Raw genomic sequence first — 25210 nt, 5'->3', positions numbered from 1 at the left:
ATCCGTCTTTTTTATTTGTTTTCATTTAAATAGGTTTCAATCAAAGGTTTACGACGTTCAATATAATATTCGTTTGGTGATACGGGATGAATGCGGTTTGATAGAAATACCATAGCGTGTTTCTTTTCAGGAATAATCACGATAAAGGTTCCGGTAAAACCAGATTGCCAGATAAATGGCATCCCCTTGTAATTAATTCTTTCAAAGCCATAGCTTCTACCTAAGTCATGCTTAGTCTGGTCGATGTAAAAACCACGGACTGTGTTAGAACTTAGAACTGGATTGTCGTCTGGATTCAATATAGATTCCACAAACAACAATAAGTCATCCATATTACTGAATAGTCCGGCTGAACCACAGTCCTCACCTAACACTTGTGCTTTTGGATCATGAACATGGCCTTGTAACAACCCGTGTTCTTCATCGTATGTGGTTGGAACACAATTGTCGGCGTCAGGATGAAATGAACTGTTGACCATGTGTAATGGCTTTAAGACCAATTCCTCAATTAAAGGTTGAATGGCTTTTCCAGTCACCTGCTTAGCGATTAATCCTAAGAAGATAAAGTTGACATCAGCATAGTGCATTTCGTGATTTAAACCAGCACCCGCTTTCAATCCCAAGAGTGCATCGATTAGCTCATCATGGTCTAGTTGATCACGATGTGGAATGTACCCCTCAATTCCTGAAGTGTGGGTAATTAGATTACGCACGGTCACTTCTGGATATTGCCATTCTGGTAAGTAGTCACTAATTGAATCTTCTAGCGATAGCTTACCGTCTTCGACTAGTTTTAAAATCACCATCGTGGTTCCAACAACCTTGGTCAAGGATGCCATATCATAAATCAAATGACCATCATCTAAAGGCACTTCTTTGGGCACTAGTTGCTTGTTCCCAATCAGATGACGTTGCGTGCCATCTTCATCAATAAATGCATAGTTAACGCCAGGAACGACCCCATCGTCGACTAACTTTTGAATCGCCAATTCCGTCTTATTATATTTCATCGTCTTCATCACCTAATTATAGATTGTTACCAATAAATTGTGAGTTGTATAAGTCAGCATAGAAACCATTTTGTTCCATTAATGACTTGTGGTTACCAGTTTCTTTAATTTGTCCATGGTTCATCACAATAATCTTTTCTGCGTTTTGCACAGTTGATAATCTATGGGCAACAACGAAACTAGTACGACCTTGAATCAAACGGTCCATTGCGTCTTGGATTAACGATTCAGTTCTAGTATCAACTGAACTAGTTGCTTCATCCAAGATTAAGATTTCTGGGTTAGCAAGGAATGCACGCGCAATTGTGATTAATTGACGTTGACCTTGAGAAACGTTTGATGCTGCTTCGTTTAACACAGTATCGTATCCGTCAGGTAACTTTTCAATAAATTCGTCTGCCTGAGCTTCCTTAGCCGCTTGATATACTTCTTCATCAGTAGCGTTTGCATTACCATACTTGATGTTATCAAAGATGGTACCAGAGAATAACCAGCTATCTTGTAGCACCATTGAGATGTGTGATCTAAGTTCACTACGTGAGTATTCACGAGTATCAACACCATCTAACTTGATTGATCCAGAATCAATATCGTAGAAACGTTCTAGCAAGTTAATGATGGTAGTCTTACCAGCACCGGTTGGTCCAACGATGGCAACAGTGGTTCCCTTTGGAACATCTAGGCTGAAGTCCTTAATTAAAGGAGTGTCTTCAACATATCTGAAGTTAACATCTTCAAACTTAATCTTGTCGTTAGTTTCTTCGTGTGCCAACTTCACATCTGAATCTTGCATTTCAGGTTCATCTAAGACCTTAAAGATACGTTCAGCAGATGCGATAGTTGATTGAATGGTATTAGTTAAGTTAGCTAAGTTGGTGATTGGTTGGTTAAACATGTTGACGTATTGTAGGAATGCTTGAACATTACCTAAAGTAACGGCACCAGCGGCAACCTTAATACCACCAAAGATGGCTACGAAAACGTAGTTTAAGTTCTTAACGAAGTTCATTAATGGGAACATGAAACTAGATACGAATTGAGCCTTCCATGCGTAGCTGTAGTACTTATCGTTTTGTTCTTCGAATTGCTTGATTGCCTCTTCTTCACGGTTGAAAGTCTTGATGATGGTGTGACCAGCAAAGTTTTCTTCAACTTGACTGTTAACATCACCCAAGTGACTTTGTTGCTTACTGAAGAAACGTTGTGACTTAGGAGCAACTACACCAACGATAATTCCAATCAATGGAAGTGTACAGATAGCAACCAATGTTAGTGAGAAACTAATGGTTAACATCATGTATAGCACACCAAAGAATAGTAGCACACTGGTGATGAATTGCGTTAAGTTGGTTTGAAGCATGGTAGAAATGTTATCCATATCGTTGATCATTCTAGACATGATATCCCCATTGGAATGAGTGTCATAGTATGAGATTGGTAAACGTTCTAGTTTAGCTTTCAAGTCCTTTCTCAATTGGTAAACAACCTTTTGAGAAATGTAAGTCATAATGAATTGTTGACCAACGTTGAATAGCGCAGCCAAGATATATAATGAAGCGACTGTAATTAGAATATGACCAACTGCTGTAAAATCGATTGGAATTGAAGAAACGTGTAAGCCTTGTTTCTTCATCACAAAGGCCTTCATAACACCCTTGTAAATTTCAGTTGTAGCTTCCCCTAAAATTTTAGGAGTAACAATTTGTAGTACCACGGCAGCGATTGCCATGATTAATGTGAAGATGATTCCTAGCATCCATGGTTTAACATACTTCACTAAGCGCCATGTTGCTGACCAGAAATTTTCTGCTTTTGCGCCTTTTCCTTTTCCATGATTATGCACGGTCGTCATCTCCCTTCTTAATTTGTGAGTCTAAGATAGCACGGTAATATGGGTTATCCTTGGATAGTTCTGCGTGAGTACCTGATCCAACGACCTTACCATTGTTCAATACTAAGATGACATCGGCATCGGCAACGGTTGAGATTCTTTGCGCAACAATTACTGTTACAGCACTTTGAATCTTTTCATCCTTGTTCAATGCTTGTCTTAATTCAGCATCAGTCTTGAAGTCCAATGCTGAAAATGAGTCATCAAATACATAAACGTCAGCGTTCTTTAGAATCGTTCTAGCAATTGCCAAACGTTGTTTTTGTCCACCAGAGAAGTTATCACCGTTTTGTTCAACACGGGTGTCTAACCCGCCTTCTTCTTTAACAAAGTCGGCTGCCTTAGCAACTTCTAGTGCATGCCAGATTTCATCATCTGTAGCATCTTCATTACCATACATCATGTTTTCTTTAACAGTACCTGTGAATAGGACTGCCTTTTGTTGAGTAATTGAGATTAACTTATGAAGATCTTTTTGTGCCATGTCCTTGATTGGAGTGTCATCAATCTTGATTTCACCACTTGAAACGTCATACAAACGTGGAATCAAGTTAACCAAACTAGACTTACCAGAACCAGTTTCACCAATAATGGCAACGGTTTGACCGGACTTAGCTGAGAAATTAATGTCTTCAAGCGCTAACTTATTGCTGTCACCGTATCTGAAGTCAACGTGGTCAAATGAAAGACTAGCTGAATCAGATTTTGGTGCAACAGTTTCGTCAGCGTCGACGATTGAATCGTTAACATCTAATACTTCATTGATACGACTTGCTGATGCTTGAGCTCTAGGAATAAATACGAAAAGCATTGAAAGCATCATGAAACTAATCAAGATTTGAGTAGCATAAGTCATAAATGATACCAAGTTACCAACTGCAAGTGAGTTAGTAGAAATCATCTTGGCACCAAACCATACGATTCCAACGTTAGTTCCACTTAGGATGAAAGTCATAAGTGGGAACATTAATGAAGTAAGCATGAAGACTCTGATTCCTGTCTTAGCATACTTGTTGTTGTACTTGTCGAAACGGTCTTGTTCATATTGATCACGGTTAAACGCACGGATAACACGAACACCGGTTAAACCTTCTCTAAAGACCAAGTTCAATCTATCAGTTTGACCTTGTAACTTCTTAAATAGAGGTCCGGCAAATGACATGATGACAAATACAGAGACTAATAAGACACCTAATGCGCATAGGAAGACAACGGTAAGATGTGGACTCTTAACAAAAGCCAATACCATTGCACCCACTAACATAATTGGTGCCATCACCATCATTCTTAATACTTGAATCATTACGTTTTGGATTTGCACAACATCATTAGTATTTCTAGTAATTAATGATGCATCCCCAAACTTATCCAAGTCTTGGTCAGCTAAATAAATAATCTTACGGTATAAAGCTGATCTAATTTTCTTCCCCATCTTTTGGGATTGGGTGGCAGCAAAGAAGATGTTACCCCCCGCTGCTAGCACCCCGATAAACGCAACTCCTAACATCTGAAGACCTTGGGTCCAGATATAGTTAATATCATTTTGGGCGACCCCTTTGTCGATTAAGTTAGAAGTAACGGTTGGTAAATACAAGTCACATGAGACTTGCACCACCATAAATAGGACAGCTGCAACAACTGCCCACCATACTAAATACTTCTTAGCGAGTTTTATCATATTTACATTCACTCCGAACGATTTTTTTATTAATTGCCGTTTTAAAATTCAAAAGATTATTATATACTCTACTCGTTGATTTTAAAAGGGATTGCATTACCCTTTTATTAAATACACACAAAGGAGTAATACTATGGGAAGTAATTCTGATGCATTAAGAAACGTTTTGACGTTTGTTAAAAACAATCCTGACAAGGTCATCATTAATAATAATAAGTACAACAACGCCATCCAAATGTTAATTCAAGACGACGTTGCTGTCGGTAATCCTGACCTCTTTTTCCCTAAAAATCGGATTCGTGCCAATCGCATGAACAGATCATTTTTAGAAGAAAACAGTCACCTCTTGGATTACTTCAGTGAAATGACCGATACAAGCTCCATGGCCTTTAACGACGTCTGGATTTCTACCAGTCATATCTTAGACCTTGGTAAATTTTTCCTCGATTTATCTTTTGAATAATCACATTATACTATAACAAAAATTTTATACTATAAAAAGCAACAACTTGACGTATTTTGTTGCAAATAGTATCATTTTATACTGTTAGTTTAAAAAATGGAGTTATAAAATGAACAGCAAGATTGCCGCGATTATCATCTCAATCTGTGAATTCTTCCTGGTGGCTTTATATTTAGCGACCGGAATGGTATACACATTTTCGGATGGTATCGACATTGAAAATGCCGTTATGATCGGCTTACTATTCTTTGTCCTCGCTCTATGCTACTTAATTCAAATAATATTCAATTTCTTTTTGAGAAGCATATTAGCAAAGGAAGTCTTTTTAGGAATCTTAGTCCTAGTGCTCTTTGCTGCCTGCATGCTTACTCCTGATATTAATCTTGAATTAGTAGCAATTAATTGGATTGTGATTATCGCAAACATTTTAAACGTGATGGATTTAGATTTATTAAAACTTAAGTAGGACATTTGGTCCTGCTTTTTTCTTATGTTTTCGATAAATAAAACTGGTTATTTTTAAATACTCATATATAATAGTAGTAATTTAATTAAGGAGTTATCCATCATGAGTAATGAAGCCCTACTGATTATTGATTACACAAACGATTTCGTTGACGACAAAGGAAAGCTCACCGTTGGAAAACCTGGCCAAGTGCTAGTTGATTACATCGTTGATTTAGCCGAAGAATTTCGTCAAGCTGGCAAGTGTGTCATCCTACCAACCGACTTGCATCAAGAAAATAACCCCTACCATCCAGAAACTAAGTTATTTCCACCACATAACTTAAAGAATACCTGGGGTCGTGATTTCTACGGAAAACTAAACGACTGGTACAACGAACATAAGGATGAAGAAAAAGTCTACATGTACGACAAGACCAGATACAGTGCCTTTGCCGGAACTGATTTAGATCTTCGTTTACGTGAAAGAAAAATTGATACATTACACCTTGTAGGTGTTTGCACAGATATTTGTGTATTGCACACTGCTATTTCCGCTTACAACCTAAACTACGACGTGGTTGTGCATGAAAAAGGTGTCGCTGGATTAACTCAAGCTGGTCATGACTTTGCACTAAGTCACTTCAAGGGCAGCCTTGGCGCTACAGTTAAGTAAACAAAAAGAAGCTATCAAAAGATAGCTTCTTTTTTATAAGAATACAATAAAATATAAATGCCGTTTTTAGACACTGTGTATAATTTTCTATCATAATGGTTAAATCTTTCTAAAAGCATCAATCCCCCACCGTAAAGACATTTAACTGTTAAATTGCTGCTGTCACTTTATAAAATTGCCATATACGATGAAAGATTTTTTATTTTCATCTTTCATTCTAAAATCCGACTTTACCTTTCTCTCATATTAAAGTTGTAAAATACGAATATTCCTTTTCAATATAGCTGATAAATACTAAGGGGGAGAAAAATTGAAAAAGAATAACAATATGACTTTCCGATTATTATGTATATTCGCAAATCTATACCTATTAATCACTAGTCTAGTATTTGGCCTAATCCATTTGGAAACCTCCAATCGGATGGAAACTGAGGGATTTTCCCAAATATATAGCTGGTTTTACGTCCTCTCGCTAATTACCCTAGTAATTTGTTTGATTGCGCAACTACTCATCATGTTCGTTGAGAATGTGCAGTTAAAAAAGCTAGCCATTTTTGAGATTTTCTTCGTTATTTTCGAAGTCATTCTCTTCACGTTAGACGTAATTGACTGGCCACTGATGATTAAGACGATCTTAACCGCCTTAATCGTGTTGGTTTTACATATACTATAATCTTCTCTAAGAATCCTTATCTGCCATATGATAAGGATTTTTTTGTAAATAAAAAACGCCACTATCAAGTGACGTCTGTGTTTTAAATATTATTTGTGATGAATAATGAGATCAATGCCAATGCGGCTGGCAAACCTTGTGTGATGATGATTTTCTTGTTAGCGGTAAAACCACCAAAGACGGCGGCAACAACCACAAATCCTATAAATAGATATAGGTTAAAAGTTGCAATGGATTGTGGTAGAACAAACATCGTCAATAGAATGCCGACACCGATAAAACCATTGTATAGGCCTTGGTTAGCCATGCTAATCTTAGTCTCAGGTGTAAATAGATGTTCCATCGATAGATCAAATGCCTTTTGAGCCATCTTAGTACGACTAAAGAACATTTCTAGAATCATGATGAACAATGCTTCAATCGCGACAATTAACGCTAATACATCACTGATAATTTGCAAACTAATCACCCCTTACCCTTCATTTAACTCGATTCTAACATACTAGAAGTAAATGGTTGTGAATTGGGGGGAATTGTTTAGAATTTCTTAAATGAAATAAAATATGACCATAAAAAATAATATAACTATAAAATCAAAGTGATATAATTATATTATATTTTTAAAGGGGTTAAATTAATATGAATTATAGATGTCCAAATTGTCAACAAGTATACACTGGAATGCTAAGATATTGTCCATATTGTGGAACTACAATTAGATACAATCAAAATGACGACATGGCAATAGATAATTATTCAAGTAGTAGGAGATCTAGTACTTCTACTACTATGGAAAAGGTTGGATACATAGGTCAAATGATGCAGTCATGTGGATGTATTTTACTTTGTGTTTGGTTACTAGCGTTTTTCATTTTCCTTCTAATCGTAATTTTATAATTTATAAAGTCGTTAATAAAAAGCACCATCACTTAATTGTGACGGTGCCTTTTTATGTACGCTTAGAAACTGAGTATACTGGATTCGAACCAGTAAATTAAGGATTCAGAGTCCTCTGCCTTACCAATTTGGCGAATACTCAATAACTGATTACATATTTAATCTTAATACTCAAAATACCCTTATGTCAACGCCTATCAGCATTGACAGTGCTAAAAATGAATAGTAGTATAAATATATAGTGATTGATTAGTGATATTGCCCGCTGGTCAAACTGGTTTAAGACGTCGCCCTCTCAAGGCGGAGTTACGGGTTCGATCCCCGTGCGGGTGATAATAAAGAAAAAGACAGCCAAACAACGGCTGTCTTTTTTGTTTGCTAGTAACTAATGGCCTTGTATCCACTTCGTTTCCATAGCTTAGTTAATTCCTTAACTGTAATAGTCTTGTTCAAACCATCTTCTGGATCAAAATAGAAGAAGACGCGGTGGTTAAAGCCAAATAGGACAATACATTGATTGTCTCGTCTGCCCCATAACATCACTGGACGGTTACGATTAATCTGACTTCTCACACGACGGTATGACTTCTTAGTCAAATCTTTGTATGATCCGACACTGTTAACTAGGATGCTCTTGAAAGTTGCATCAGACAAGTTATCAGTAATTTTGCCTAACTTATCGTAAACGTCAAAATCTGGTCTAGAGAAATGAACTAATACTGATAACGATTTTTCTTCGTTTGAAGCTTCGGTATTATCCTTGCTAGCCTGTAGATTTAAGATTCTGTAATTCTTACGAATAAATTTGTTAGGGATCCATCCAGCATCACTTTCGTTTTCAAAGTGAAACCATAGATGTTTTTGGTAAAAACCGATTTGATCAATTTCAAATTTTGCTTTTTCGTCTGAATGATTGAATGCTTTACGTTGACTCTTCCCCGCTTGCATTTCATTGACGTACCACTTTTCCATCTTACGGTGCTTTAAACGCACGTAAAAGTGTGGCACATTTTCGTTTGCAATTGAATTGCTTTTCATTAATTCACCCTCATTTATTTAGGTATAGACTCCATTATAACAATAAAATGGTGCAAAACGCACCCTAAATGGTGTTTTATATGATAATATCGTTTCACTGTCTTTATAAATATGGTAACATTGATATGTACCTTTTGGGGGCGTTATGGATTCGACGGGTATAGTTCGAATTCGGATTGCGTTCGCAGCGGCGTCTGCTCAACCGTCCAGTTTTTAAATTATAACTGCAAACAATAATTCAAACAACGTCGCTTTAGCTGCCTAATAAGCAGTCTACGACAATCCAACTAGCTTTGCCTAGGGGCTAACTTGGGTTTTATAATTGATAGGCTTACGTTACTTGCTCACACCTGAAGTTAAGTAAAAGAGATTAATCAGGTTAGCTGATCATGTTAACCCCGGAATACGGTGCTTTGGTCAGCGAAACTTCAAATAGTATCCCTATGAGCGTAGATATTCGAATGGCGATATGCTCGGACGCGGGTTCGACTCCCGCCGCCTCCATAATATGTAAAAAGGATTGTAATCATTGATTACAATCCTTTTTTATTTAAGGAAAAGTTCACTATATCTTTTAATTTCTTCATTAATTTCAAAAAGTTTATCTTTCAAGTCAGCTGAATAATATTCATATCCTTCAGTATCTTTTACGACCAAATAAATAGCATCTATTTCTTGAACGATATTATTTAAATCAGTAATTAAGCTACCATTTGACTTGAAATTAATTGCCCTTTCCGGTGCCAATTCTATCGGAAATTGATTAGAAATAAAAGGTGGGACTAAAAACACACTATCTTTAAATCCTTTTTTATAAACTGCCCTTACCTCAACATTACTCAAATATAGAAAATTACTTCCAACATTTCTAATGCAAAGTAATTCATTATATCTACTTTGATTATTATACAAATTTCCCTTTTCAATAATCAAATTAACTTTACATCTATATCTTCTAATTTTATTCCAATAAAATGAAACAACTTTACCACAAAATTTACCTGCAATACCTGTAGATATTGTAATCATCATTCCAAATAATATTGAAACGAAGTTATTATAAAAATAACTCATACACACCTCTTAAAGAAAAAATATTTACACAACTAAATAAACATTTTTTGTAAATACGCTTTCTTTTCTTGTTGTAAAGCTTTAATTTCTTTACATTGTACATTTATCATTTTGTCTATTTTTTTAATAAATAATGATATTTTATTTTGTTCATAATAATCAGGAATCATTAAAGACATTTTGCTGAAATTTGAAATCCATTGCCTACTATGATCTGCCGGAACATAATTTATACTTTTTAACAAACAATACATAAAATACGTATCATTATTATTTGCTGCAGTTAAAATCTTCATTGCTGAACTTTTTACTTTGAAAGGAAAGTTTACATAGTGACTACTTGTAGTAAAATCATCGAATATTATAACTGGATTAGTTTCACTAGCCACCTTTACGCTTTCTTCATTAGTATAACCAAGTAAAAATGTTTTACCAGCTGTTAATACAGGGGTACTAAATTCATCTGAATATTTAGTTGATTTAACAATGTATTTAGTAGGTTGTTCATAATTAATAACTTCACCAATATTCAATTTTTTCCATGTCCCATTAAATCTACTAAACCTTAATTTAGGTATCAATTCCTCATTTTCAGTCAACATCTTTTTGATATATCCTTGTTTTAGTTTCTTTAATAGCTCCAATTTCTTCTTTTTTAGTTCAATAATTTTATCTATCTTAACAAAAAAAGAACCAATTATTTTTTGTTCATTAAGACTAGGATAATTAATTTTTAATGATTTAATATCTGATGAATTAACTGCATCAAATGTTGATCCAGAACTGAGTCTATTCCAAATACCAATCATTTTACTTCTTTCTAATAGGAAGTAATCAAAAGAATTTCCTGCTAAGGAGGCCACTCCTCGCCCAATGACTACACTACTAAAATAATTTACCGCCAATTCTCCTACCGGAGCTCTAACTGTCATTATTATTTCATTCTTTTTTGAAACTTTAGTTACTTCACTGGTATAAATCCTAGGATTTATTTTTCCATCTAAAATATCTGCATTACCCTGAACGAGAATATTTTGGTTGCAATCGTTTGTGTAATTTTTAGAGTGTGGAGACTGACCCATTGTTACTTTTAATTTATCTCCAAGGTTATTTGATTGCCATGATTCATTAAATTCTCTAAATCTCAATCTGGGCACATTAATCTTTGCCATTCTTATTCACATCCGTTTCTACTAAATCGGCTGCCATTTCATCGAATTCTTTTTGAACCTTAGCGATTTCCGCATCAAGATCTGCGATGTTTTGTTTTACTTCATTAATATCGATATCTGGTTCTGGTTCGAATGTATCAACGTAACGAGGAATGTTTAAATTAAAATCGTTTTCCTTAATTTCATCGTAACTTGCGACGTGAGCAAACTTATCGATGTCTTTTCTGTTTTTATAAGTATCGATGATTTTTGCGATATTTTCTTCAGTAATGTGGTTTTGATTCTTACCCTTTTCGAATTCCCTTGAAGCATCGATAAATAAGACATCTGTGTTATCCTTGTTCTTCTTTAATACCAATATAAGAGTAGAAATACCTGTTGAATGGAAAATGTTTTCTGGCAAACCAATTACAGCATCAATACGGTTGTCTTCTATTAGCTTTTCACGAATCTTATCCTCCCTAGCACCTCTAAATAATACCCCATGAGGAAGCACGATTCCCATAGTCCCGTTTTCTTTCAAATGGTATAAGCCATGTAATAGGAAGGCAAAGTCAGCTTTAGAGGGAAGCTTACCATAATCTCTAAATCTTGGATCAGATGAACGAGAGTCATCATTATCCCACTTAGCTGAGTATGGTGGGTTCATTACAACAGCATCGAATTGGTATGGTTCTTCAACCGGCCAATCTTTATCCAAGGTATCACCGTTACGTAATTCCATGTCTTCGTATGACACCCCATGAAGCATTAAGTTCATACGAGCTAAGTTATAAGTAGTAGTGTTTAGTTCTTGTCCGTGGTACTTGATTAGTTCTGGTCTATCCACATGTTGCGCTACGTTCAATAGTAATGAACCTGAACCAACGGCTGGATCATAAATGGTTCTGATTTGGTCATCCCCACCATTACGTTTGTAGGTAACAATTTGTGAAATGATGTCAGACACTTGGCGTGGAGTATAGAACTCCCCGGCCTTCTTACCAGCATCACTGGCGAACTGGGCAATCAGATATTCGTAAGCATCCCCCAATACATCCCCATTGTGACCAAACAAATCGATACTATTTAATGCCAACATGGTTTCACTAATGGCGTGGTTTCGTTGACGAATGCTATTTCCTAACTTGTTACTGTGTAAATCAACGTCTTGGAATAATCCATCAAAATCACCATGTGAACTTTGGTTATTAGTTGATAATTCTAGTTCGTGCAATGCAGTTTCTAATTGTTCAATTTCAAAACTGCCATCATTGATGTTATCGATTAATGAACTGTATAGGTTTTCTGGTTCAATGTGGTATCCATTCTTCTTCAATAGTGATGAGATAGTGGCTTCTCTAGTCTTGATGTCACCAATCATGTTGTTTGGATCCAAGAATTGAGTATATTGTTTCTTTAATTCGGCATGGTTGTTTTCATCCATACGATTACTTTCAGCGAAGGCCTTTAGGGATTTAACTGATAGAAAACGATAGAAAATTAATCCTAATAGGTAATTCTTGTAATCTGAGGCATCCATGTTACCTCGTAGTGCATCAGCAGCACTCCATAGTGCGTTTTCTAAGCTTTGTGTCTTTTCTTCTGGCATGTTCATTCTCCTTATAAGTATGCATCAATTTCTTTATCGATAAATGCATTGATATTTTTGTTTGCTTTAGCGTTGTAAACAATTGGAATCTTTAGGCTGTCATCGTCTTGTTGTTCAGCAGCGTGGTCCAAATCACCATGATCGATTAGGTTTTGCAAATGTGAACCTTCTTCGACTTTACGATGACGTTCTGTTGCGACACGTTTTAATTCTTCAGTGTCTAATCCCCATTTGTCTGCGAAGTCATTTACTAATCCGTTTAACTTGTTACCCTTATATTGGTGAACAAAGTCATCAAACTTGTCTGGTTCAACCACATTTTCATCCAAGTAGGACAAGATTTCACGTAACAATGCGGCTTGTTTTTCGTGACCAGACTTTTCGTATTTAGTAATCTGTTCTTGAATTTCAGCTTCCTTTTGTAGGTAATCGGTCATGTTTTCTTGATATTCTTCATCAGTATCATAACTGTTACGAATATCAACTAATTCTTTTAGTAGACCGGTGATGTAATCGTAGTCAACTAAGACGGTTGATCCAATTGAAAGTGAGAAGTCCAAGTTGCTTAATTCATTGTCTTCATCATCGTCTTGATTTTCTTGAATTTCAGATTTAATACGGTGGAACTTACCGATGTAATGTTGAACTTCATCTTCACTAATCCCGAATTCTTCTTCGGCATTATCCCAAGTAAAGTCGTTATACATTGTTAATGAGTTCAATTGGGTATTAACACGTCTAAATGACTTAACAAAATCAGCTTTAGCTTCCTTACCCTTTAAATCATCAGCAGCATCAGCATTTGGTGCAATTCGCTTCAAGTGTGCAACTTCACTCTTGAACTTAGCAACTGCATCCATATACTTAGGGCGCATTAGCTCTTCATATGAACCTTCGCCACCGTATAAGCGGTAAGCTTCTTTTTCATTTTCTTCTGAAATTGATGGCTTTCTGAAAGTAACAATTTGACCTTCACGTTTTAAATCGTTATTTTCCAAACGGTTAGTTCTAGAATAAGCCTGGATCAAGTTGGCGTATTCTAATTGGTTCTTATCAACAAAAAGTGTATTCAAACGTGGTGCATCAAAACCAGTCAATAGTCGGTTAACAACAATTACTAGGTTAATTTCTTGATCACGTTTCAAATGCGCATAGTAAGATTCACGACGGGCAGTTCTCTTCGCAACATCTTCATTATAAAGATTGATTTCTTCGTTATTGTTATGGAAGTTGGTATCAAAAATGTCGTTGTAATCGGCAATTGCTTCATCCATCCCTTCCATATTTTCCTTGTGGGCATCATCATTCTCAGCTAGTGAGTATGTAATAGCGACACGTGGCCAATCTTTATCCACTTCATTTGGATGTAATTTCTTTTGTTCCTTTAGCTTCTTATAGTAACGAATTGCCATTGGAATTGAGCTAGTAGCTAAGATTCCGTTGTAATTACCCTTACCCAAACTCATCTTTTTAGGTCCAGTTTTCAAAATATAATCAACAACTTGATCTAAATGTTCATCGTTTTCGTATATATCATTTGGAAGGTATGATTCCTTTTCAGCATCAGACATTTCGTTCAATTCATTCTTGATGTCGTTTTCTTCTGAAATAGTTAGCTCTTGGCCCTTCTTCTTTAGTTCCTTAGCCGTTTGCTTTTGCATGATTTCTTCAACGATTTCATTAACGTTAGTAATGGTGTTAACGTGTTCGACGTTAAACGGAAGAACTGCATGGTCCTCTAGAGCGTTAACTAAGGTATAACGGTGACATTCTTTGCCAAATAGTTCCTGTGTGGTAACACCACGATCCCCTTGGAATTTCTTTCTATTTTCATGGAAGATTGGGGTTCCTGTATATCCGTACCAATTGGCATTCTTAAATGCATTGCTGATATCCTGACGCATCTTACCGAATTGAGAACGGTGAGCTTCATCTACGAAGAAACAAATTCGTTTGTCTAATAGATTAGATTGAGCAACCCTGGTGTTACGTCCCTCTTCTTGAGCTTGTTGTTCTGAATTAACCAAGTTTGCCATCTTTTGAATTGATGAAATAATAATGTTATTACCACCCTTTAATAAGGCCTTACGAAGCTTAGCGGTATTGTCGGTCTTATTGATGGTCATATCATCATTAGAAGCATATGCTTTGAAGTTACCGACTGTTTGATCATCTAATGCTTTACGATCAACTAAGAAAACAACTCTATCTACTGATGGTAATTGTGCTGCCAATTTAGCAGTCTTATATGATGTTAATGTCTTACCAGAACCGGTAGTATGCCAAACGTATCCATTCTCATGTTCTTGAATACGTTTTAATACCGCTTCAATCGCGTAGATTTGGTATGGACGTAGTAATAGTAACTTCTTACGTTCTTCATCAATGGCCTTGTATTCACTAACTAGTTTATGAGCCATTGGAATATTCAATGCTGACTTAGCGAAGTCCATCCCATTTTCAACCGGATTATTATCCTTATCACGCCACTTGAAGACAAATGATTTGTTGAATTCATCCGGACGAGCGTTAGCAAAGTAAGCTGAGCTGTCGGGACTCATGATGACAAACATTTGTAATAATGAATAAATGTCAGTGTATTTATTTTCACCGGCGTACTTTTTGATTTGGTTAAATGCTTGGTTAATTTCAACTGTAGATTTCTTTAATTCGATTTGAATTAATGGAAGACCATTGATTAATAATGTGACATCGAAACGACGATCAGAATCATCATCATTTGAACGTGGTCTGATGGCTTGGCGGACAATTTCATAACTGGAATTTCCACCGCCTACATCTGCCTTCCAGAAGATGTTTAAAGTAACAGTACCTTGTGATGCGTCATCTCTTGGAATTTCAATCTTACCAATTCCATTTTCGGCATCCAAGATTTTAGCGGCATCATAAGGACTCTTAACGTTACTGATGCGAGATTTAACACGGTTAAATTCTTCATCAGTGAGTTCTTTGTGTTTTAGTGCTGCAATATTGTTTCTGTTTAACTTTTCTCTGAAGTTACCCCATAACATTTCGGGTGTTGCTTCATATAAATCTTTTCGTTCGGTCCACTGGTTACTACCAATAGTTAACTGGTGGACTATTTCTTTTTCAAAGTCTAATTCACTTTGTGTTCTGTAACTGGACATAATGTGCCTCCTGCATAATTATAATTTTACTATAAACGGACTAAGTGTATAAGTTCAACTCAGTTTTTTAATCATCATTTAATTAGCTTATTAATGATGATAGAAGCTTGATCATCACTGTCTTCTTCAATCAAAGTCTTCATCTTTTTATTGTTTGCATCAATTTGATTTTGAATAGCTTTATTTTTATCAAGTAATTCTGTTGTAGATGGTCTCTTTTCAGGAACATAGGTATCTACATATCTTGGAATATTCAAATTAAAGTCGTTTTCTTGGATTTCTTCCAGACTAGCAACGTGAGCAAATCCTTGAACATCTTTTCTATTTAAATAAGTTTCAACAATTTTGCCAACATTATCATCAGTAAGGATGTTTTCGTTTCTAGCCTTTTCGAATTCATCAGAGGCATCAATAAACATAACATCCGAATTACTCTTATCTTGTTTGAAGACAAGAACGGTTGTTGGAATACTAGTTGAATGGAAGATATTTGCAGGTAATCCTATTACTGCGTCAATATTGTTTTCATTAATTAGTTGCTCGCGAATCTTACCCTCTTTAGCACCTCTAAACAACACACCATGTGGTAGGACAACCGCCATGCTTCCTTCTTCTTTAAGATGGTATAAGCCATGTAATACAAAAGCTAAGTCAGCTTTAGATTTTGGTGGAAGCACTCCGTAAAACTTAAATCTTGGATCCCTAATTCTGGATTCATCGTTATCCCATCTAGCTGAATATGGAGGGTTCATAACAACTCTATCAAATTTAGTTGTACCTTCATCTGGCCAATCCTTATCTAAGGTATCGCCATTTCTAAAATCGATATCTTCATATGAGACGCCATGAATCATCAAATTCATACGAGATAGGTTATAGTTGCTAGGATTAAGTTCTTGTCCATAGTATTTAACTAGGTCAGGTCTAGCAGCATTTCTACCAACATTTAGTAATAATGATGCAGAACCTGCGGCTGGATCGTAAATACTTTTAATGTGTTCATTGTTATCGTTAACCTTATCAGTCAGAATCCCTGAAATAATATCTGATACTTGATGTGGTGTGTAGAATTCACCAGTCCTTTTATCTGATTCGCTAGCAAATTCAGCAATCAAGTTTTCAAATGCATCACCTATCACTTCTTCATCGATATCATATAAGTTAATGCTATTTAGTGATAACAAGGTTTCACTAACGACACGATTTCTTTGAGTAAGTGTTGATCCTAGCATATTATTATCCAAATCAATATCTTCGAAAATACTTTCAAATTCACTGTTTGAATTTTGGTTACTTGCTGACAATTCAATTTCATGAAGTGCAGTTTTCAAATGTTGAAGATCGAATTCTCCCTTATTAATGTGTTCGATTATTGAGCTAAATAAGTAGGCGGGTTCAATGAAACAGCCATTATTATTTAACAATGTAGTCATTGTTGCATCCCTTGTACTGATATTAGCGACCTTATTATCAGGATCTAAGAATTTGATATATTGTTCTTTAACTTCTTTATGATCCGCTTCATCCATACGATTGCTTTTAGCAAAAGACTTTAGGGCTTTTATAGATAAGTAATTGTAAAATACAAATCCTAATAGGTAATTCTTGTAATCAGAACTTTTCATCACATCACTTAATGAATCCCCTGCTTGCCAAATATCTTCTGCAATGTTCTTTCCATTTAAGATCATTTTTTAGTTCCCCCCTATTTATAGTCCTAGTAGATAGTTTTTAACGATTTCCTTCTTATTATCAGCAAGCTTCTTTTCCAAATATTGGTTAGCTGTTGAATACTTATATAAATCACCAATCTTAATTTGTTCTTTCATATTAGGAATGTTTAGATTTAGATCCTTAAAGAAAGAAGAAGTAAATCGTAAAACATTAACGCCCTTACTATTTAAGTACTTTTCTCGTTTAACAACTTCTGATTCATTGATCATGTAGCATAGATACCATGGATAAATCTTATCGGTATCAACATCTACCTTAATAAAGAAGTCTTTTACGATTTTGCCCTCGTTATGTTCAGAAACAATAGTGGCATCACCTTTTACAACACTGAATAGCATTTGTCCGGTGTATGTAAGAAATGAACTGTCGTCATCATTATGAATATAATCAGTAGCCATATTGATATCGTTCTTAAAATCAAATGTACTGTATTCTGCATACCCTTCATCATTTTTAATTCTTCCTGAGTTACGTCCATTAGTTAACTCAATTAATTCACCCAACTTGGTCATTTTTATCTCTTCTTTCTGTCGAAATGGTTTTCGACAATTTATTTTAGTTAAAATTTTTAATCGCTAATTAATAGCGATCTGTTATGTGTTAAATTCTAGAATTAAGTCGAAATCGTTTTCGACAATTTATATACTACATGTCTCATTTTGATATGTCAACATAAAAGTCGAAAATACTTTCGACTTTTATAAATATCTATATTTTTTTATTTTTTTATATTGGATATTATAGTGATATCATATCAATATACATATTAAGGAGATGCCTTCCATGCCAAACGATGAAGAAATTAAACCAAGTTCCTACAAAGAATACCTTTCCTACCTTGTCTTCTACAACGGTTATGACGTTGAAGAATTAAGCAAAGATTTATTAAGAGAATTTCCCGCGATCAAAGCTTCTCATATGAACAGAGCATGGATGAACGAAGATTACACTACTATTCGTGAACACCACCTATTCGATATGCAAGAATTGCCACAACTATAAAAAAATCCATAACAGCTTCTTTTTTATTGGACATGTTCAATTAATTTAATGATCTCAGACTCTACTAATGAATTCGGACTACTACCCATTTCATCTGTTGGCACCGTCATCTCATATTCTTGATAGTACTTGACCCACTCTTTATCAATCTGCTTATCTGGACCAAATCGCAATGGCATTAGTTCAAACACCCCTTCTTTTTCAAAGGCATATGTCACCAATTGTGAGCAGTAAAGACTGTCATATTGATTTAAGAAGAGATTGTTATAAGGTTTGCCCAGCATTGATTTAGCACGAGAAATCACCTCGTCCCTATCGATATCCTTAGTCACTCGATACAAGTCGATACCTTGGTCGTTTCTATCAGCTAAAAAATGACTCATTCTTTGTTTGACGACTCCTCGATTGGGAATCGCATGAATCACAAAAGCTTCTCCATTATTTACGTATACTAGTGCTACATGTGAATAGTTATGTTTAATGGACGTTGAATTAGCAATTAGGTTAGAAAATTCGTCTTTCTTTGGTTCAATTAGTAATAAATCTGCATTTTTCATAGTTAAATTCTTTCTTATTTTTAATATTTAAATGATAACATTATCAAGAATTTTATGATAACTGATATTGATAGAAGGAAGGGAAAAACGATTCGTAGAGACGTTGTTACAGGTGGGTTTCAACTCATCGGATCATTTATCAACCTATTCATATTTACATACATAGCATTACCATTAATTATTGGTGACAGTACTAACCAACAGACCATTTTGTTGGGTGTATTAATCATCTTTATTAACCTATTTCAGGTTATCTTTACCTTCATTTCCGCCAGTAAGAAGAAACTGCTATCAGCATCGTTTATCATCTTATTGATTGAAATCTTCATAATCGGTCTAGGTAGTCACTTTCCGTTTAAAGAAACACTTACCATATCACTATCAACAATTGTGTTAGCGATTCAGATAATGATGTTCGAATAAAAAAGAGCCATTACGGCTCTTTTTTAATACATGCGATTAAAGTAATCCACGTAGTATTGATTATTCTTCAATCTAATCTTTGTCACGGATGTGTTATCCGGTTCAATCACAGACATTGGATCATCTTGTTGTTTCAATGCCACCAACATGGCTGATTTCACAGTAAATCCGTGTGATACCAAGATGAACTTGCCATCTGGATACTTCGCAGCGACTTCTTCCATGAATTCTCCAACTCGTTGTTCGACGTGTTCAAAGGTTTCCCCATCAGCTAGTGGTGCATAACTAGGTAACACATCCTTTAGTTCTTCATCGAATACTTCCGGATAAGTCTTCATTAATTCAGCGTTGGATTGACCATCCCACTTGCCGTATGAAATTTCCAACAATCGTTCGTCTTTTTCGATTGGTAGACCGACTCCTGCGTTTAAATAATTAGCTGTATCTTGAGTTCTTCGAAGAGGACTTACATAGATTTTATCAGCAAAACTAACATCAAAATAATCATGTAAATGCTGTGCTTGTTGCTTCCCTAAATCAGATAGATAGGTGATTTCAGAGTTAATCGTCCCCTGCTTTAACCCCTGTTGATTGGCGAATGTTTTACCGTGGCGAACAAAATAAAACTCAGTCAAAATAAAACTCTCCTTTAAATGAAACACGTATATTTTGATTTATTATAACATTTTTGTTTGCAAATTATTATATGTGTGTTAGAATTTGGTTAAATTAAAGGGGGAGGTAATTAAAATGTTAAAGAATACAAATATTAATAATTTAATTGTCTCTTCCTGGTCTACACATCCATTTATGTAGGCCTATTTATACGAAACTTGTGCCCTGCATAGATGGTTAACATTTTGTGGGGTCTAAAAGACAATACACTTGAACTAGTGGCCCCACAGAACTGTCTCTGTGGGGCTTTTTTATTTCGTTTAATCTATTTTTGGGAGTGAGAATTGTGACTGTATATAATTTTTCAGCTGGTCCAGCAGTAATGCCAAAACCAGTTATTGATCAGATTCAACGTGAGATGCCATCGTTTAACGATAGTGGCATGAGTATTTTGGAGATTTCACACCGCAGCACCCTGTTTGAAAATGTATTAAATGACGCTAAGCAAAACATCAAGGACCTAATGCATGTCCCTGATAACTATCATATTCTATTCTGCCAAGGTGGTGGGACCGGTCAGTTTGCCGCTATTCCGTTGAACTTAGCTAACCACAGAGAAAAAATTGCCTTTCTTGATAGTGGCCATTGGAATAAGAAGGCCTATCAAGAAGCAGAACAACTGGGTTATGGAATCGATGTCATAAAAGAAAATGGTCAACTTCCATATCCAAGCGATAACTTTGATGAAACCCTTTATGATTACTTACATGTAACCATCAACAACACAATTGAAGGCTCTACATACCATCCCAATCATTTACCAAATGTCAAAGACATACCATTAGTCGGTGATATGTCTTCCAACTTCATGGCTGAATCATATGATGTAAACGACTTTGGTCTTATCTTTGCGGGTGCGCAAAAGAACTTGGCTCCAGCTGGACTAACAATCGTTATCGTAAGAGACGACCTAATCGATCCAGCCAAACATATTCCAACGATTCTAAACTACGAAGCCTATGCCAAGAAGAACTCAATGTTCAACACTCCACCCGTCTTCCCTATTTACGCTGCCAAACTAACCACTCAATGGTTATTGGACAACGGTGGAATTGCCGAAATGGAAAAACTCGATATTAAAAAGAGCAGCATGCTGTACGACTATCTTGATCAATCAAAACTATTCCATAACAACGTCAAAAAAGATGAGCGGTCATACACCAACATCGTCTTCACTACCAATGACGATGACTTAGATGCACAATTCGTTGACTTTGCTGCCTACCACGACCTAGTCAATCTAAAGGGTCACAGAAGTATCGGTGGACTTCGTGCCAGTCTATACAACGCAATGCCGCTCGAAGGTGTGGAAAAACTAATTGATGTCCTAACTAAATTCGAACAAACTCGGGGGTAATAATTATGTATAACGTTAAAACTTTTAATGCCATTTCACAGGATGGTTTAGATAAATTCAGCGATAAATATCAGATTAACCAAAGCGACAATCCAGATGCATACCTAATCCGCTCAGCCAACATGTTAGACGCTGACTTCCCTGAAAAACTAAAGGTGATTGTCAGAGCCGGTGCTGGTTTTAATAACCTTCCAATTGATCGACTTTCAGAATTAGGCATCGCCGCCTTCAACACTCCTGGAAGTAACGCCAACGCCGTAAAGGAAGTCGTCCTATCGATGATTATCGCTTCTGTTCGTCACCTCTTCCCCGTAGCGAACTTCTCAGCCAACAACTTACACGCTGACATCTCAAAGATGAAGAAAATCGATCCTCGTTTCAAAGGAACCGAAATCAGAGATAAAACATTAGCCGTGATTGGTTTAGGTCATGTCGGTTCACTAGTTGCCAACGCCGCTAACGACTTAGGAATGGATGTTGTCGGTTACGACCCCTACCTATCATCAGACGCTGCATGGCGTATTGAAAGTGATATTACCCGTGCTAACACCTTAGAAGATGCAATTAAGGATGCCGACATCGTGACTGTTCACGTTCCAGAGAACGACGAAACTACTGACCTAATCAATGCAGACGCTATCAAACAGATGAAACCTGGCGTAAGTATCCTAAACTACGCTCGTCTAGGCATCGTCAATAACAAAGCAATCGTTGATGCTTTGGACGACGGAAAAGTGGCTTCATACATTACCGACTTTGGTGATGATATCTTAATGAACCGAGAAGACGTTGTCATCACCCCACACATTGGTGGATCAACTGTCGAAGCCGAAGGAAACGGTGCTGTCAGAGGAGCCAAGATTATTCAACGTTACCTAGAAACTGGTAACCTATCACAATCATTGAATCTACCAAACATGAACGCTTCAATGCACTCACCTTACCGCATCACTTTAATTCATAAGAACATCCCTAACATGGTTGGTCAAATCGCCACCAAGGCTGCCGACAACAACTTTAACATCAATCAAATGAGTAACGGTGCTAAAGGCGAATTGGCATACACAATGGTCGATTTTTGCGACGAACCAACCGAGCAATTATTAAACGATTTAAGAGCAATCGACCAAGTTATTCGAGTTCGTGTTATCAAACACAAATAAAAAAGGAAGCCCACTCAGGCTTCCTTTTTTATTTATACTTAGTATCAGCTGATAGGATGACGATATTTACTTGAACAGTAACATTAGTTCTAATCACTCTTAGACCAATTCCGTAGTATCTTAGGCCATCTCCTTCATTACCTAATAGTTGCGCCTTATGGCTATCACCAGAAGCACCGTCGTCTGTAATCATTTCATTAAAATATTTAACGTAATCTGAGATGCGATAGTAATTCTTATCTAATGTGGCATAACCATTTGATTCATAGATGTCGTTTTGTTTCTTAACAATCTTCATTCTTTGACCATCTAAGATGGCAGCTTCCTGACGATGACGTTTGCCATCTCTGGTAGTGTAATGAGAAGCTTCCCCCATTGTTGGATCAACGTAGTTGGCACGTTCTTGCGCAACCTTGTCTAATCCGCGACTTGAAATCCATGAACCGTTATCAGTCTTCTTTCTTTGTCCTTGAACGAAGTTAACAAACTTAGCTCTAATTCTGGATTTGATTTGACTATCAGATAGTTGAGTTAATTGACGACTATCTAAATCAGAAGAATCATTGATACGTGGTGATAGTTGATATGTTGATTTGGTAGTAATCTTTCTCTTCACAACGTATAGATCTGACGATTTCATCCAACCTGATTTTTTTCCACTCTTGCTTTGAACTAACTTATATGTAGTCTTCTTAACCTTAGCAGTTTTCTTTTCGTATAGTGATTCTTTTCCGAAATATTTTTTAGCGGATTTAGTTTTAATCTTTTTAATTTTTTGTGTGTCATATAAGCTGGTATCTTTTTTCAAACTAACTTGTGAATCAGATGCGCTAGCCTCAGCTTTAGCGTGTTGCGTATTTGCCATCATTAAGCCTGATGAAACAACTCCTGCAATCATCACTGTCTTCAAAATTTTATTAAGTGATAAAATAATTATCCCCCTCTCTTAAATTCTTAACTTTTTCTTAAGATTATGCTAAAGATTATATAATGTTTAATTAGATTAAGAAAGGTGTAAGTTACTTAATTTTTTCTAAAGAAAATATCTTATTTTTATACACTTATTATAAAAATAGCTACATAAATAACATTTTAATAATGATTACCATTATTTTTTATACATTTTTCTAACAAAAGAATTTTAAATTTTTCTAAATTTTTTTGGCGTATTTGGCACAAAAAAAGACATCGTTTTCAAACGATGTCTTTTTTTTATTAAATTCCACGTTGGTAAATCCATCCAATGAACTTACCTTCGTAATAACATTTGTAGTAATAAGTCTTCCAACCATCTTTAATTGCACGACCAGTAATGTGGACAGTCTTTCCTGCGTATTCACGAGCTGTTCCCATTGTCTTGAAATCAGCAAAATGACTTTGTGTTACATGGTTGTAGAATCTGTAGTTACTATTTAGTTTAACTTTTTTGTGCATGTTAACTTTGGAATAACTAATGTGTGGACCCAATCCATTTTGGTTGATCCAACCTAATAACTTACCATTTTCGTATGCACGGTAATAAGTACGACCGTTTACGTTTGCCTTTAAATCTACCGTTACATTCTTACCATGGAATGTACGACCATAGTGCGTTCTATGAAGTTCACTAAAGTAATTGTTTCCAGGAACATGGTTATAGAAGTTATACTTAACGGCAGTCTTCACAGTCAATGTCTTATTTTCCTTTGTGTATGTCACATTGGATTTTGGCTTACTTGGCTTTTTATTGCTGTTATTTGTTGTCGCATCAATAAACCAGGAGCTATTCTTTTGTGTTAATACACTGGCATCAACGTATTGGTTCAATGCTGGAGAATAGAAATGATCTGTGTATTGCCATAAAACATGTTCTCTTTGTGGTTCATTTGTTTGGTAAGCTGCTAACCAGTAGCCATCATATGAACTAACAGCATCTGAAGCATGAGAAACCATGAAGCTTTGGTATGAGTAGAAAAGAATCTTTCTATTACCAACTAGAGGTCTCAAGGCATCCACCCATGCTTTGGTAGCGGCATTAGTTCCACCTGACTTAACAGTTTGTTGTTCATAATCGTTAACATAGAATTTGGCTTCTGGAGCACGATTGTATAATGTCTTTGCTTCGCTAGCTGCATCTGAAGGACTAGTATATTGACTAAATGAATATACACCGTATGGAACACCATATTTCTTCATTAAAGCGACGTTGTTGGCAAAGGTCTTATCATAGTAAGCACTACCGAATTGAACACGAAGAATCACGAAAGGCACTTCATTCTTCAAAGCCTTCACTTGATTATCGGTGAAGTTACCTTGCCATTCAGATAAATCGTAAACGTTGTTGGATACGGCATTACTCTTCACAGATGTGAATGAAATACATAGCACTCCAATCAACGCGACCCCAAAACTCATCAATAAATACTTTAGTTTATACATACTCTCATCCTTTGACAATTATGATTATCTCTATTGTACAATCTAAATATTGCAAGAATGCTATACACAAGTTACAATTTCAACCAGTTTATTTACAAATTATTATATATTTGGTTACAAATTGT

The 25210-nt window shown here is 35.9% G+C and carries 22 protein-coding genes, 2 tRNA genes and 1 other RNA gene; 9 read left to right on the top strand and 16 right to left on the bottom strand.

The window, feature by feature from the left end; translation table 11 throughout:
- Positions 1 to 11: 11 nt before the first annotated feature.
- Genes RZ55_RS02265 through RZ55_RS02255 form a run of 3 tightly spaced genes read right to left on the bottom strand, consistent with a single transcriptional unit; the run spans position 12 to position 4579 of the window.
- Positions 12 to 1010, bottom strand: coding sequence for a serine hydrolase domain-containing protein (locus tag RZ55_RS02265; RefSeq protein ID WP_057175658.1), 999 nt, complete (start codon positions 1008 to 1010; stop codon positions 12 to 14).
- Positions 1011 to 1026: 16 nt separating this feature from the next.
- On the bottom strand, positions 1027 to 2862 hold the full coding sequence (locus RZ55_RS02260; RefSeq protein WP_057175657.1) for an ABC transporter ATP-binding protein: 1836 nt from the start codon (positions 2860 to 2862) through the stop codon (positions 1027 to 1029).
- Positions 2846 to 4579: an ABC transporter ATP-binding protein gene (locus RZ55_RS02255; RefSeq protein ID WP_057175656.1), complete on the bottom strand. Its 1734-nt coding sequence runs from the start codon at positions 4577 to 4579 to the stop codon at positions 2846 to 2848. The genes RZ55_RS02260 and RZ55_RS02255 overlap by 17 nt, the downstream gene beginning before the upstream one ends.
- A 133-nt stretch (positions 4580 to 4712) precedes the next feature.
- On the opposite strand from RZ55_RS02255, the gene RZ55_RS02250 reads away from it, so the two are divergent.
- From RZ55_RS02250 to RZ55_RS02240, 3 genes are all read left to right on the top strand, one after another.
- On the top strand, positions 4713 to 5042 hold the full coding sequence (locus RZ55_RS02250; protein WP_057175655.1) for a hypothetical protein: 330 nt from the start codon (positions 4713 to 4715) through the stop codon (positions 5040 to 5042).
- A 109-nt stretch (positions 5043 to 5151) separates the two neighbouring features.
- Positions 5152 to 5508, top strand: coding sequence for a hypothetical protein (locus RZ55_RS02245; protein WP_057175654.1), 357 nt, complete (start codon positions 5152 to 5154; stop codon positions 5506 to 5508).
- Between the two features lie 99 nt (positions 5509 to 5607).
- Positions 5608 to 6162, top strand: a complete 555-nt coding sequence (locus RZ55_RS02240; RefSeq protein WP_171823251.1) for a cysteine hydrolase family protein — start codon at positions 5608 to 5610, stop codon at positions 6160 to 6162.
- Between the two features lie 755 nt (positions 6163 to 6917).
- Here the strand turns inward: RZ55_RS02240 and RZ55_RS02230 are convergent.
- Both RZ55_RS02230 and RZ55_RS02225 read right to left on the bottom strand, forming a co-directional pair.
- Positions 6918 to 7295, bottom strand: a complete 378-nt coding sequence (locus tag RZ55_RS02230; RefSeq protein WP_057175652.1) for a DUF1304 domain-containing protein — start codon at positions 7293 to 7295, stop codon at positions 6918 to 6920.
- Positions 7296 to 7801: 506 nt separating this feature from the next.
- Positions 7802 to 7874 (bottom strand) — tRNA-Gln (locus RZ55_RS02225).
- Between the two features lie 117 nt (positions 7875 to 7991).
- On the opposite strand from RZ55_RS02225, the gene RZ55_RS02220 reads away from it, so the two are divergent.
- Positions 7992 to 8065: transfer RNA gene (locus RZ55_RS02220), tRNA-Glu, on the top strand.
- A gap of 45 nt (positions 8066 to 8110) precedes the next feature.
- Here the strand turns inward: RZ55_RS02220 and RZ55_RS02215 are convergent.
- Positions 8111 to 8770 (bottom strand): hypothetical protein, encoded by a 660-nt coding sequence (locus RZ55_RS02215; RefSeq protein WP_057175651.1) that lies wholly within the window; start codon positions 8768 to 8770, stop codon positions 8111 to 8113.
- Between the two features lie 136 nt (positions 8771 to 8906).
- On the opposite strand from RZ55_RS02215, the gene ssrA reads away from it, so the two are divergent.
- Positions 8907 to 9277, top strand: a transfer-messenger RNA (tmRNA) gene (gene ssrA, locus RZ55_RS07155).
- A 39-nt stretch (positions 9278 to 9316) separates the two neighbouring features.
- Here ssrA and RZ55_RS02210 read toward each other — a convergent pair.
- From RZ55_RS02210 to RZ55_RS02185, 6 genes are all read right to left on the bottom strand, one after another.
- Positions 9317 to 9844, bottom strand: a complete 528-nt coding sequence (locus tag RZ55_RS02210; protein WP_057175650.1) for a hypothetical protein — start codon at positions 9842 to 9844, stop codon at positions 9317 to 9319.
- Between the two features lie 32 nt (positions 9845 to 9876).
- A complete protein-coding gene (locus tag RZ55_RS02205; protein WP_057175649.1) occupies positions 9877 to 11016 on the bottom strand; it encodes a restriction endonuclease subunit S in 1140 nt (379 codons plus the stop codon).
- Positions 11003 to 12607: a type I restriction-modification system subunit M gene (locus RZ55_RS02200; protein ID WP_057175648.1), complete on the bottom strand. Its 1605-nt coding sequence runs from the start codon at positions 12605 to 12607 to the stop codon at positions 11003 to 11005. Before RZ55_RS02200 ends, RZ55_RS02205 begins: the two co-directional genes overlap by 14 nt.
- Before the next feature lie 11 nt (positions 12608 to 12618).
- Positions 12619 to 15756: a type I restriction endonuclease subunit R gene (locus tag RZ55_RS02195; RefSeq protein ID WP_057175647.1), complete on the bottom strand. Its 3138-nt coding sequence runs from the start codon at positions 15754 to 15756 to the stop codon at positions 12619 to 12621.
- 74 nt (positions 15757 to 15830) lie between these two features.
- A complete protein-coding gene (locus RZ55_RS02190; protein WP_057175646.1) occupies positions 15831 to 17447 on the bottom strand; it encodes a type I restriction-modification system subunit M in 1617 nt (538 codons plus the stop codon).
- A gap of 18 nt (positions 17448 to 17465) precedes the next feature.
- The gene (locus tag RZ55_RS02185) at positions 17466 to 18002 is read right to left on the bottom strand and encodes a restriction endonuclease subunit S (RefSeq protein ID WP_057175645.1); all 537 of its coding nucleotides are present in this window, start codon (positions 18000 to 18002) and stop codon (positions 17466 to 17468) included.
- 271 nt (positions 18003 to 18273) lie between these two features.
- Here RZ55_RS02185 and RZ55_RS02180 point away from each other — a divergent pair, with 271 nt between their 5' ends.
- Positions 18274 to 18492 (top strand): hypothetical protein, encoded by a 219-nt coding sequence (locus RZ55_RS02180; RefSeq protein WP_057175644.1) that lies wholly within the window; start codon positions 18274 to 18276, stop codon positions 18490 to 18492.
- Between the two features lie 23 nt (positions 18493 to 18515).
- On the opposite strand, the gene RZ55_RS02175 is transcribed toward RZ55_RS02180, so the two are convergent.
- The gene (locus RZ55_RS02175) at positions 18516 to 19049 is read right to left on the bottom strand and encodes a YiiX/YebB-like N1pC/P60 family cysteine hydrolase (RefSeq protein WP_057175643.1); all 534 of its coding nucleotides are present in this window, start codon (positions 19047 to 19049) and stop codon (positions 18516 to 18518) included.
- Between the two features lie 54 nt (positions 19050 to 19103).
- On the opposite strand from RZ55_RS02175, the gene RZ55_RS02170 reads away from it, so the two are divergent.
- Positions 19104 to 19472 (top strand): hypothetical protein, encoded by a 369-nt coding sequence (locus tag RZ55_RS02170; RefSeq protein WP_057175642.1) that lies wholly within the window; start codon positions 19104 to 19106, stop codon positions 19470 to 19472.
- Positions 19473 to 19495: 23 nt separating this feature from the next.
- Here the strand turns inward: RZ55_RS02170 and RZ55_RS02165 are convergent, their stop codons facing one another.
- Positions 19496 to 20107: a histidine phosphatase family protein gene (locus tag RZ55_RS02165; protein WP_057175641.1), complete on the bottom strand. Its 612-nt coding sequence runs from the start codon at positions 20105 to 20107 to the stop codon at positions 19496 to 19498.
- Between the two features lie 326 nt (positions 20108 to 20433).
- Between RZ55_RS02165 and serC the strand changes: the two genes are divergently transcribed.
- Positions 20434 to 21504 carry a 3-phosphoserine/phosphohydroxythreonine transaminase gene (gene serC / locus RZ55_RS02160; RefSeq protein ID WP_057175640.1) on the top strand — a complete coding sequence of 357 codons (1071 nt, stop codon included), beginning with the start codon at positions 20434 to 20436 and terminating at the stop codon, positions 21502 to 21504.
- A gap of 5 nt (positions 21505 to 21509) precedes the next feature.
- Positions 21510 to 22667: a phosphoglycerate dehydrogenase gene (locus tag RZ55_RS02155; protein WP_057175639.1), complete on the top strand. Its 1158-nt coding sequence runs from the start codon at positions 21510 to 21512 to the stop codon at positions 22665 to 22667.
- Between the two features lie 28 nt (positions 22668 to 22695).
- Here the strand turns inward: RZ55_RS02155 and RZ55_RS02150 are convergent, their stop codons facing one another.
- Positions 22696 to 23577, bottom strand: coding sequence for a hypothetical protein (locus RZ55_RS02150; protein WP_057175638.1), 882 nt, complete (start codon positions 23575 to 23577; stop codon positions 22696 to 22698).
- A 305-nt stretch (positions 23578 to 23882) separates the two neighbouring features.
- Positions 23883 to 25085 carry a GH25 family lysozyme gene (locus tag RZ55_RS02145; protein WP_057175637.1) on the bottom strand — a complete coding sequence of 401 codons (1203 nt, stop codon included), beginning with the start codon at positions 25083 to 25085 and terminating at the stop codon, positions 23883 to 23885.
- Positions 25086 to 25210 lie beyond the last annotated feature (125 nt).

The organism is Apilactobacillus kunkeei, assembly GCF_001421115.1.
Classification (GTDB): domain Bacteria; phylum Bacillota; class Bacilli; order Lactobacillales; family Lactobacillaceae; genus Apilactobacillus; species Apilactobacillus kunkeei_F.
The sequence above is the reverse complement of the archived record's forward strand: the minus strand, read 5'-3'. Positions and strand labels throughout refer to the sequence as shown.

Excerpts from the sequence above, each read along its gene's own strand:
- RZ55_RS02265 (WP_057175658.1), bottom strand. The coding sequence starts at position 1,010 with ATGAAATATAATAAGACGGAATTGGCGATTCAAAAGTTAGTCGACGAT.
- RZ55_RS02260 (WP_057175657.1), bottom strand. The coding sequence starts at position 2,862 with ATGACGACCGTGCATAATCATGGAAAAGGAAAAGGCGCAAAAGCAGAA.
- RZ55_RS02255 (WP_057175656.1), bottom strand. The coding sequence starts at position 4,579 with ATGATAAAACTCGCTAAGAAGTATTTAGTATGGTGGGCAGTTGTTGCA.
- RZ55_RS02250 (WP_057175655.1), top strand. The coding sequence starts at position 4,713 with ATGGGAAGTAATTCTGATGCATTAAGAAACGTTTTGACGTTTGTTAAA.
- RZ55_RS02245 (WP_057175654.1), top strand. The coding sequence starts at position 5,152 with ATGAACAGCAAGATTGCCGCGATTATCATCTCAATCTGTGAATTCTTC.
- RZ55_RS02215 (WP_057175651.1), bottom strand. The coding sequence starts at position 8,770 with ATGAAAAGCAATTCAATTGCAAACGAAAATGTGCCACACTTTTACGTG.
- RZ55_RS02210 (WP_057175650.1), bottom strand. The coding sequence starts at position 9,844 with ATGAGTTATTTTTATAATAACTTCGTTTCAATATTATTTGGAATGATG.
- RZ55_RS02205 (WP_057175649.1), bottom strand. The coding sequence starts at position 11,016 with ATGGCAAAGATTAATGTGCCCAGATTGAGATTTAGAGAATTTAATGAA.
- RZ55_RS02200 (WP_057175648.1), bottom strand. The coding sequence starts at position 12,607 with ATGCCAGAAGAAAAGACACAAAGCTTAGAAAACGCACTATGGAGTGCT.
- RZ55_RS02195 (WP_057175647.1), bottom strand. The coding sequence starts at position 15,756 with ATGTCCAGTTACAGAACACAAAGTGAATTAGACTTTGAAAAAGAAATA.
- RZ55_RS02190 (WP_057175646.1), bottom strand. The coding sequence starts at position 17,447 with ATGATCTTAAATGGAAAGAACATTGCAGAAGATATTTGGCAAGCAGGG.
- RZ55_RS02185 (WP_057175645.1), bottom strand. The coding sequence starts at position 18,002 with ATGACCAAGTTGGGTGAATTAATTGAGTTAACTAATGGACGTAACTCA.
- RZ55_RS02180 (WP_057175644.1), top strand. The coding sequence starts at position 18,274 with ATGCCAAACGATGAAGAAATTAAACCAAGTTCCTACAAAGAATACCTT.
- RZ55_RS02175 (WP_057175643.1), bottom strand. The coding sequence starts at position 19,049 with ATGAAAAATGCAGATTTATTACTAATTGAACCAAAGAAAGACGAATTT.
- RZ55_RS02170 (WP_057175642.1), top strand. The coding sequence starts at position 19,104 with ATGATAACTGATATTGATAGAAGGAAGGGAAAAACGATTCGTAGAGAC.
- RZ55_RS02155 (WP_057175639.1), top strand. The coding sequence starts at position 21,510 with ATGTATAACGTTAAAACTTTTAATGCCATTTCACAGGATGGTTTAGAT.
- RZ55_RS02145 (WP_057175637.1), bottom strand. The coding sequence starts at position 25,085 with ATGTATAAACTAAAGTATTTATTGATGAGTTTTGGGGTCGCGTTGATT.